9 protein-coding genes are annotated in these 9,367 nt (G+C 71.9%); 8 read left to right on the top strand and 1 reads right to left on the bottom strand.

Features of this window, described 5'->3' with window-relative positions; genetic code table 11:
* The 5 genes from Q7W29_03735 to Q7W29_03715 all read left to right on the top strand — a co-directional run.
* The coding region (locus Q7W29_03735; protein MDO9170923.1) for a hypothetical protein at nt 1-332 on the top strand (332 nt) is incomplete at its 5' end.
* Nucleotides 333-452: 120 nt separating this feature from the next.
* Nucleotides 453-1,349 carry a hypothetical protein gene (locus Q7W29_03730; protein ID MDO9170922.1) on the top strand — a complete coding sequence of 299 codons (897 nt, stop codon included), beginning with the start codon at nt 453-455 and terminating at the stop codon, nt 1,347-1,349.
* A gap of 135 nt (nt 1,350-1,484) precedes the next feature.
* The gene (gene add / locus Q7W29_03725) at nt 1,485-2,516 is read left to right on the top strand and encodes an adenosine deaminase (protein ID MDO9170921.1); all 1,032 of its coding nucleotides are present in this window, start codon (nt 1,485-1,487) and stop codon (nt 2,514-2,516) included.
* 23 nt (nt 2,517-2,539) lie between these two features.
* Nucleotides 2,540-3,697, top strand: coding sequence for an ATP-dependent 6-phosphofructokinase (locus Q7W29_03720; GenBank protein ID MDO9170920.1), 1,158 nt, complete (start codon nt 2,540-2,542; stop codon nt 3,695-3,697).
* Nucleotides 3,698-4,087: 390 nt separating this feature from the next.
* Nucleotides 4,088-5,623 (top strand): hypothetical protein, encoded by a 1,536-nt coding sequence (locus tag Q7W29_03715; protein ID MDO9170919.1) that lies wholly within the window; start codon nt 4,088-4,090, stop codon nt 5,621-5,623.
* On the opposite strand, the gene Q7W29_03710 is transcribed toward Q7W29_03715, so the two are convergent.
* Entirely contained in the window at nt 5,620-6,909 is a 1,290-nt protein-coding gene (locus Q7W29_03710) for a PP2C family protein-serine/threonine phosphatase (protein MDO9170918.1), read from the bottom strand. The two genes, Q7W29_03715 and Q7W29_03710, sit on opposite strands and share 4 nt — an antisense overlap.
* 173 nt (nt 6,910-7,082) lie before the next feature.
* Here Q7W29_03710 and Q7W29_03705 point away from each other — a divergent pair, with 173 nt between their 5' ends.
* The 3 genes from Q7W29_03705 to Q7W29_03695 all read left to right on the top strand — a co-directional run.
* Nucleotides 7,083-8,069 carry a MoxR family ATPase gene (locus Q7W29_03705; GenBank protein ID MDO9170917.1) on the top strand — a complete coding sequence of 329 codons (987 nt, stop codon included), beginning with the start codon at nt 7,083-7,085 and terminating at the stop codon, nt 8,067-8,069.
* Nucleotides 8,066-8,962, top strand: coding sequence for a DUF58 domain-containing protein (locus tag Q7W29_03700; protein ID MDO9170916.1), 897 nt, complete (start codon nt 8,066-8,068; stop codon nt 8,960-8,962). The genes Q7W29_03705 and Q7W29_03700 overlap by 4 nt, the downstream gene beginning before the upstream one ends.
* Nucleotides 8,963-8,977: 15 nt before the next feature.
* Nucleotides 8,978-9,367, top strand: a 390-nt coding sequence (locus Q7W29_03695; protein ID MDO9170915.1) for a BatA domain-containing protein, incomplete at its 3' end; no start/stop codon positions are given.

The raw sequence follows: 9,367 nt of genomic DNA, 5'->3' as shown, positions 1-9,367 counted from the left end.
ACTGCAACGACCCACTCCCCATCGAAGACGACGAGGACGCGCCCACGTTGTCCGTGGCGAGTCCCCTTTGGTTGTCCATTCCGATCGCACTGCAGACCGCTCCGGAGATCCACTTCAGCCTGGACCGTCCAGGCAACGTGGATCTGTCCGTCTATGATCTCCAGGGACGCCGCTTGTCGACGTTAGTAGCTGCTCCGATGCCGGCCGGCATGCACGCCACGGTCTGGAACGCCCGCGACGCCGCGGGCCGCACCCAGCCCGCGGGCGTCTACCTCGCCCGTCTGCGTCTCGACGACCGGACCGCGACCTGCAAGCTGACCCTGATCAGATGAGCCCTGGTCGACGATCGGTTGACGCCACCCGCCATTGAATCATAGTATTCACTTGAGGGGTTCGAGGGGACGAGGCCCGCCATCGTCAGCACCATTTCAACAGGCGAGGTCACGATCATCATGACCATCACGACACGTACGTACCGTCTCACCGCCGCCGCGGTCCTGCTCGCGCTGCTCGCCTCGGGTTGCGGGCAGTCCGACACCAAGCAGGCCGGCAACCCGCCGGCCGCCGCGGGCCGCACCGCCGCCGCGCCCGCGCCGAAGGTCTCCGGCAGCGGCGAGTTCAACAACGCCGCCGCGCTGCTGCTGGACGGGATCACGCCCGCCGACCAGACCGCCTTCGACGCCGAGCAGTGCGTGCACTGGGTCGATCCGGCGGTCGGCTTCGTGATCGACCTGGGGGAGGTTCGCCGCGTCACGGGCGTCACGCTGCAGGTCGACAACAACGACGACTACGTGCTGGAGACCAGCCGTGACGGGGCCGGCTACGCCGCTTTCGCGACGATCCCGGCCGCCGCCGGCGCCAACGAGTGGGGGATGGAGACCCACAGCACGCTCCCCGGGCACCCGAGCGCCGTGCCGGGCCTCTCGGTCACGCCGGCCGAAGCCCGTTACCTGCGCCTGCGGGGCAGCGAGGGCGACGGCGCCTACGGCGTCTCCGAGGTGCGGGTCGCCAGCGAGGCGCTCGCGGCGCCCGTCGCTTCCACACCCGCGACCGCCGCACCCGCGCCCACCGCCGCCGCGCAGACCCAGGCGGTCCCGGCGTCGACGGCCGCCGCCCCGCCGCCGGCCGGCCGCATCGACCCGGACGGCGACGACATGTCCCTGGAGCAGGTCTTCGACACCGTGGACGCCAACCGCGACGCCAAGCTGACCCGGGCCGAATACGCGGCCATCTGGAAGGAAGGGACCGACGTCGACGCGAAATTCGCCTACTTCGACCGGGATCGCAGCGGCTTCATCGAGCGGCAGGAGTTCCTGAGCCTCCCCGGCAAGCTGCGCGACGGCAAGTAGATGGCGGTCGCGAAACCCGACGCCCGCGGCCGGCCCCCGCCCGGCCGCGGGCGTCCCTCGTCCCGGTGGACAGTCCGCCTTCCGCTGCCTATCCTTGTGCCAGCAAAAAATGGGAAACGACACGAGGGAGGTGGCATGAACGCCACGCACCGACGCGAATTCCTCGCGACCCTCCCGCTCGCCGAGCTGCACCGTCACTTCGACGGCGCCATCCGACCGGCGACGCTGTGGGAGATGTCCGAGAAGTACTACTCCGCGGTGCCGGGTCTCGACTTCGAGGCCTTCCGGCACTACCTGCAGTGGGACGACGCCCAGGACCGGTCCCTCATCGACTACCTGGACAAGTTCCACGTGCCGCTGCAGTACACCCAGTTCTACGACACCATCAAGCGCGTGGCCTTCGAGATCGCCGAGGACGCGTACGCCGACGGGGTGCGGCTGCTGGAGCTGCGGATCAACCCGCTGATCCACCGCCGCGCCGGGCTGTCGAACCGCCAGGTCCTGAACGCCACGCGCAAGGGCCTGATGCGCTTCGCCGACGCGCACCCCGACTTCCGCTGCGGCATCGTGGTGATCGCCATGCGCAGCCACGGCGGCAACATGGCGAAGATCCTGCTGCGCGAGATCGTCGGCGAGAAGGAGCAGTACCACTCTCGCGTCGGGGTGGTCGGCTTCGACATCGCCGGGCCGGAGTCGCCGTTCCCGCCCGTGCTGTTCCGCGAGGCCTACGAGCTGGCCGAGCGCATGGGCCTGCACCGGACCGTCCACGCCGGCGAGAGCGAGGGGCCCGGGCGCATCTGGGAGGCGCTGGACAACCTGGGGCCGCAGCGCATCGGCCACGGCACCTCGGCGGGGCAGGACCCCGAGCTGATGCGCCGCCTGGCGCGCGACGGCGTCTACCTGGAGGTCTGCCTCAGCTCCAACGTGCAGACCGGAGCGGTCGCCGACCTGCGCGACCACCCGCTGCCGCGCTTCCTGGACGCCGGTGTGAAGGTCGCGCTCTGCACCGACAACCCCACCGTCTCGAGCACGACCCTGTCGCGCGAGTACGAACTGGCGATGGATCTGTTCGGCCTGACCGAGGACGACGTGCGCGCCCTGGCGAAGATGTCCTGCCGCGGCACGTTCCTGGGCGAGGGCTGCCACTGTTACGGGTCGGCGGACTGAACCGCCGGGAAGGAAGGACCGACATGGCCCGCAAGAAGAAGATCGCGATCCTCACCGGCGGCGGCGACGTCCCGGGCCTGAACGCCTGCATCAAGCAGGTCGTCTGGCGCGCGCTGCAGGAGGGCTGGGAGGTGCTGGGGCTGCGCCGTGGCTGGGAGTCCCTGTCCGGCTACAAGCCGGGCGAGTCCGAGTGGAACGCCCGCTGGCTGCAGCCGCTGACCTGGAACACCGTGCGCACGATCGACCGCACCGGCGGCACCTTCCTGCACTCCTCGCGCACCAACCCGGCGAAGGTGCGCGAGAAGGACATGTTCGAGCACGTCAAGCGGGCGGGCATGACCTACCCCGCCGACATCACCGAGCACGTGCTCGCCGCGCTGGAGGACCTGCAGGTCGACGCCCTGATCCCCATCGGCGGCGACGACACCCTGAGCTACGCCGCGCGCCTGCACGAGACGGGCTTCCCGATCATGGCCGTGCCCAAGACCATGGACAACGACGTCTACGGCACCGACTACTGCATCGGCTTCGGCACGGCGGTCACTCGCTCCGTCGAGGCGATCACGCAGCTGCGCACGCCCATCGGCAGCCACGAGCGCATCGGCATCGTGGAGCTGTTCGGGCGCAACAGCGGCGAGACGGCCCTGATCGTCAGCTACCTGGCCGGGGTCGACCGCTCCATCATCTCCGAGGTGCCGTTCGACATGGAGTCCCTGGCGGAAAAGCTGGTCGCGGACAGGCGCCAGAACCCGAGCAACTACGCGATCATGACCATCAGCGAGGGAGCGCAGGAGATCGACGGCACGATCCACCAGCAGGGCGAGACCGACGCCTACGGCCACCAGAAGCTCGGCGGCATCGGCAAGCACACCGCCGACGAGATCAAGCGGCGCACCGGCGTCGACATCATGTACCAGTCGCTGGGCTACCTGATGCGCTGCGGCGCCCCCGACGCCATGGACCGCATGGTGGCGATGAACTTCGGCAACCTGGCCATGGACCACCTCATCGCCGGCCGCAGCGGCTACATGACGGCCCTGCAGAGCGGCAAGTACACGGCCGTGGATCTGGCCTCGATCGTGGCGGGGACCAAGCGCGTGGACGTCGCCAAGTACTACGACACCCGCGAGTACCGCGCCCGCATCCACGACGTGGAAGGCCTTCCCATGTTCCTCACCTGATCGTTGTCCTGCTCAGGGGCGGCGAGTCGGGACTCGCGCCCCCGCCGCCTCCTGCGGCGGGGGCGCTCGGCACTTCGGCCCTGACGCCCTCCTGGCGTCAGGGCCTGCGTGACGGTCCCGTCTCGCCGCCTCTGAGGAGGGCGACGTCAGGGAGCAACATGGGACTGGCTCCACACAGGTGAAGCGGCTACAGTCCCACCCACGATCGCACCGACACCATGCGGTCGCGCCGCACACGCGTCACGCCGGACCGTGGGCGGCGTCTGGAGCGGTCCGTAGCCAGGATGGCGGAGGACCGCGGAAGTCGAGCGAGCCGCCGGCAGGAAGCCGGCGGCGAGCGCCCGCCCACGGTCCGGCGTGACACGTGTGCGGCACGACGGAGGGTTGTCGGTGCGAACGCGTGCGTGGGGACTGGTAGCGGCCTTCGCCGTGCTGACGGCCGGCGCCGTGCTGCTCTGGGGCTACCAGACCGACGACACCTGGATCCACCTGCGCTACGCCCACAACCTCGCCGAACGCGGGGAGTTCGCCTTCAATCCCGGCGAGCCCACCTACGGCTCGACCGCCCCGCTGTGGATCTTCTCCCTGGTCTTCCTGATGAAGCTGGGCCTCGCGCCGCTGGTCGCGGTGCGTCTGCTGGGGCTGCTGTCGGGCGCGGCGCTGCTGCTGACGGCCGACCGGCTGCTGTCGCGGCTGTCGCTGCCCACCTCGTGGCGGCCCGTGCTGCTGGTGCTGGTCGCGGCCGACGCGTGGTTCCTGCGCTGGACGATGTCGGGCATGGAGACGCCGCTGGCCGGCGCCCTGCTGCTGGTGCTGCTGGGGCCGGCGGTCGCCGCGGGCCCCACCGCCTGGGTCGCCTGGGGCGCGGCCTGGGGCCTGGGCACGCTGGTGCGGCCCGAGATCGCGGTGCTGGCGCCGACGGCGCTGCCGTGGCTGCTGTGGCTGCAGCGGCGCCGGCATCCCGGACGCACCACCGCCGTCTCGCTGGCGCAGGCCGCGGCGGGTTGGCTGCTGGTGGCCGGGCCGTGGTTCGTCTACGCCCGCGGCGCGTTCGGGCGCCTGGTCCCGGGCACCGCCGCGGCTAAGAGCTACGCCCCGAACCTCGACCCCGCCAGCCTCGCCAGCCACCTGACCCGCTCCCTGGAGCAGATCGGCGTGGTGCAGGGAGCGCTGTGGCTGGGGCTGCTGTTCGTCGCGCTGCGCTTCGCGGCCGCGCGGCGGCGCGGCGAGGCCGGCGGGGAGGGGCCCACCTTCGGCCCCCGCGCGCTGGCGCTGGCGGGCATCGCCCTCACCTGGGCCGCGGCGCTGGTGGGCGGCTACGCCGTGAAGCAGGTCTGGACCATCTCGCGCTACCTGTCGCCGCTGCACGCGCCGCTGCTGCTGGCGGGCGCCGCGCTCGCGGCGGCCATGGTCCGCCGCATGCCCGCGCACGCCGACGCCGCGCGGCGCGTCCTGGCGGCGACCGCGGCGCTGGCGCTGCTGGCCAACGGCGCCCTGCTCGCGGTCAAGGTGCGCCCCTACGCGACGACCTTCACCCGCGGCATCGAGGAGTGCTTCACCGCTACGGGGCTGTGGCTGCGGGACAACACGCCGCCCGACGCGGTGGTGGCGGCGCTGGACATCGGGGCGGTGGGCTACGCCAGCGAGCGGCGGATCATGGACCTGGCGGGGCTGGTCAGCCCCGAGGTGCGCTCGCTGGGTCGCGACATGGGGTTCGAGGCGATGGTCGCCAGCGGGCGCTGGCTGGAGCTGGAAGTGCCGAACTACCTCTTCGACCGCACGCTGGGGCCGCCGCGCTGGGCGGGGCGCACGGTCGGCGGCGTGGACTTCGAGCTGCTCTCGACCTGCGGGATCGCCTCGGTCGGTCTGGGCGAGGCCGAGCCGTGGACCTACGCCCTGTACCGGCTCGTCGAGCGCGGCGACTAGTCCCCGACCTGCTGCAGCGGCGAGGTCCGCCGCGACACCGCGTCCAGCACCGACTTCGGGCTGTATTCCCGCTTCGTCAGGCGTCGCACCACGAACACGGTGACGTCGTCCTCCCAGGGCGCGCCGGCGCCGAAGAGCCGCACCGACTCCATCAGCGCCGCCACGATCTCCGCCGCGGTGCGGTGCACGTGGGCCTGCACGGTGGCGATGATGCGACCGACGCCGTACTCCTCGACGTCGGGCGGGTCGGCGTCGGGGTCGCGCCGCTTGCGCTCCAGGAGGCCGTCGGTGAACATCACCAGCACCTCGCCGGGGTGGATGTTGGCGAAGCTGCGGCGGTAGACGGCGTCGGGCAGGGGCCCGAGCACGGGCCCGTTGCCGGGCAGCTCGAAGACTTCGCCGGCGGTGCTGAACAGCAGCGGCGGGCAGTGGCCCCCGTTGACGAAGGACAGGCTGCCGGTCTCCTCCAGTTCGCCGTAGAACAGCGACACGAAGCGGCTGACCAGGCCGCTCTGGTGGATGACGCGGTTCAGCTTCTGGACCGTGGTGCTGATCTTGTGCTCCTCGGTCATGCCCATGCGCAGGCCGGTGACGACGTCGCGGGCCTGCAGCGCGGCGGGCAGGCCGTGGCCGCTGGCGTCGGCGATCGACAGGCAGAGCACGCCGACCTCGACCTCCTGCGCGTCGTAGACGTCGCCGCCGACCTCGTCGGCGGGGATCGAGAGGGCGGCCAGGTCGAAGCCCGGCAGCTCGGGCAGGCGCCGCGGCAGCAGGCTCTGCTGGATCTGCTGGGCCTGGCGCAGCTGGTTCTCGAGGCTGCTCTGGCGCAGCTTCAGGCCGACGGCGGTGCGGATGGTCTCGAGGATGAAGTGCAGGTCGCCGTCGTCGTCGCCGCGGCGGATGCCGAAGCTCAGGATGTAGGCCGGCGACTCGCCCACCATCACGGCGGCGTAGTTGAAGTGGCTGAACCGGTACTCGATCTCGGGGTCGAAACCGGGGGACTCCGGCGAGATCATCACCAGGCGGTGCTGGAGCAGCTCCTTGATGACCGGGTATTCCCGGGACACGGCCAGGCCGGTGATGCTCTCCCCGTATTCCCCGACGCTCTCGATCAGGGTGAACTGGTCGTCCTGCTCGCGGTAGAGGCGCCCGCTCTCGATGCCGTACTGCTCGGCGCAGACGGCCACGATCTCCCGCAGGGTCTCGCGCAGCATGTCCTCGGCGGAGCGGGAGGCGTCGATGCGGCGCAGGACGTCTTCGATGTTGCGGTAGAACTTCTTGTCCACGTTTTCTCCAGGTTGGGGGCGCCCCCAGGATCACCGCGCGCGGCCTTTGCTGCAACCAGGAATTCGGTGAAAAATCGGCGCGGTTGAGACGGGGCCGTTCCTCGCCTACATTAAGGCGGCCAGGAGCCGGCGCGCCGCCGGCGCCGGTGCGATCCCCCCACCCTGCGGAGGCGATGGTGGACCAGAGCGCGCGGATCGACGGTTTGCTGCGGGCCAGCGAGGACCTGCGGCGGGAGATCGGCAAGGTGATCATCGGCCAGGGCCGCGTCGTCGACGAGATGCTGATCGGGCTGTTCGCCGGCGGCCACGTCCTGCTGGAGGGCGTGCCCGGCCTGGCCAAGACGCTGCTGATCGGGACCCTGGCCCGGGTGCTGGACCTGTCGTTCTCGCGCATCCAGTTCACGCCCGACCTCATGCCGGGCGACATCACCGGCTCGGAGATCCTCGAGGAGGACAAGCTCGCCGGCCGCCGCAACTTCCGCTTCGTGCCGGGGCCCGTGTTCGCCAACCTGGTGCTGGCCGACGAGATCAACCGCACGCCGCCCAAGACGCAGGCGGCCCTGCTGCAGGCCATGCAGGAGCACCGCGTCACCGCGGGCGGCCTGACCCACGATCTGCCCGCGCCCTTCTTCGTGCTGGCGACCCAGAACCCCATCGAGCAGGAGGGGACCTACCCGTTGCCCGAGGCGCAGCTCGACCGCTTCCTGCTGAACATCCTGATCGGCTACCCCGAGCGCGACGAGGAGATCGCCATCGTGGAGGCGACGACCGGGGCCGTCCCGGCGACGCCCGAGCGGGTCCTGGACGCCGCCGGCGTGCTGGACGCGCGCGCGGTGGTACACGCGGCGCCCGCCGCCCAGAACGTGGTGCGCTACGCGGTGGCGCTCGCCCGCGCGACCCGGCCCGACACGCCGGAAGCCGCCGCGGTGGCGCGCGAGTTCCTGGCCTGGGGCGCGGGCCCGCGCGCCGGCCAGGCCCTGCTGCTCGGTGCCAAGGCGCGGGCTCTGCTGGCGGGCCGCCCCACCGCCGCCCTGGAGGACGTGCGCGCGCTGGCGCACCCGGTGCTGCGCCACCGGCTGGTCGCCAATTTCCACGCCGAGGCCGAGGGCGTCGCCAAGGACCGCATCATCGACCGCCTGCTCGACGAGGTTCCCGCGTGAGCACGGCGACCGTCTCGCCGGCCGAGTTCGCCGCTCTGGGTCGTCTGGACCTCATCGCGCGCCTGGTCGTCGAGGGCTTCCTGGTCGGCCTGCACCGCAGCCCCTTCCACGGCTTCTCGTCGGAGTTCGCCGAGTACCGCGCCTGCTTCCCCGGCGAGCCGGTCACCCACGTCGACTGGCGCGTCTACGCCAAGAGCGACCGCCTCTACCGGAAGGTCTTCAGCGAGGAGACCAACCTGCGCGCCACGCTGCTGGTCGACTGCTCGGCCAGCATGGGCTACGGCTCGGACGCGGCCCGGCCGACGAAGCTGGCCTACGCGCGGCTGCTCGCGGCCAGCCTGGCGCGCCTGCTGCTGCGGCAGAACGACGCCGTGGGGCTGGAGCTGTTCGACAGCCGGCGGCTGGGATCGGTGCCGGCCCGCGCCGTTCGCCGGCAGCTCTTCGAGATCCTGAAGCACCTCGACGACCTGCCGGCCGGCCGCGGCACCGCCCTGGGCCCGGTCCTGCACGAGGTGGCCGAGCGCCTGCCGCGGCGCGGCCTGGTGGTGCTGATCTCCGACCTGATGGATTCCCCGGCGGAGGTCGCCGACGGGCTGCGCCACTTCCGCCACCGCGGGCACGAGGTGATCGTCTTCCAGGTGTTGGACCCGCGCGAGCTGGACCTTGACTTCAAGGGGGAGGCCCGCTTCCGGGACCTGGAACGGCCCGACCGCACCCTGCGCCTGGAGCCGGCCCACGCCCGCGCGGCCTACCGCGAGCGCTTCGAGGCCTGGCGCGGCGAGGTGCGCGGGGCGTGCCGCCGCGAGCGCATCGACCTGGTCGAGACGTCGACCGACACCCCGTTCGACCGCGCCCTGCTCGCGTACCTGTCCAAGCGGCGCCGGTTGGCCTGATCGGAGCATGACGACGTGCCGCTGACCTTCCTGAACCCCGGCCTGCTGTTCGGCGCCGCGGCCGCGGCCGTGCCGCTGCTGCTGCATCTGCTGCAGCGGCGGCGCGTGCGCGAGATCGCCTTCAGCGACCTGCGCTTCCTCGAGGAGGTGCAGGCGCGGCGCTCGCGGGCGCTCGGGGTGCGGCGCTGGCTGCTGCTGCTGCTGCGCATGCTGGCGATCCTGCTGGTCGTCGCCGGGGCGGCCCGTCCGCGGCTGGGCGGGCGGGACGCCGCGACGACGGCGCCGGCGGCGCTGCTGGTGGTGCTGGACGCCAGCGCGAGCATGCGCGCCGAGCAGGACCGGGGCACGCGCTTCGACGCCGCGCGCGCCGCCGCGACCGACGCCGTGGCCGCGCTGCCGGCCGGG

The sequence above is a fragment of the bacterium genome (assembly GCA_030654305.1).
Taxonomy (GTDB): Bacteria; Krumholzibacteriota; Krumholzibacteriia; order LZORAL124-64-63; family LZORAL124-64-63; genus PNOJ01.
This window is presented reverse-complemented; position numbering and strand designations above follow the sequence as displayed.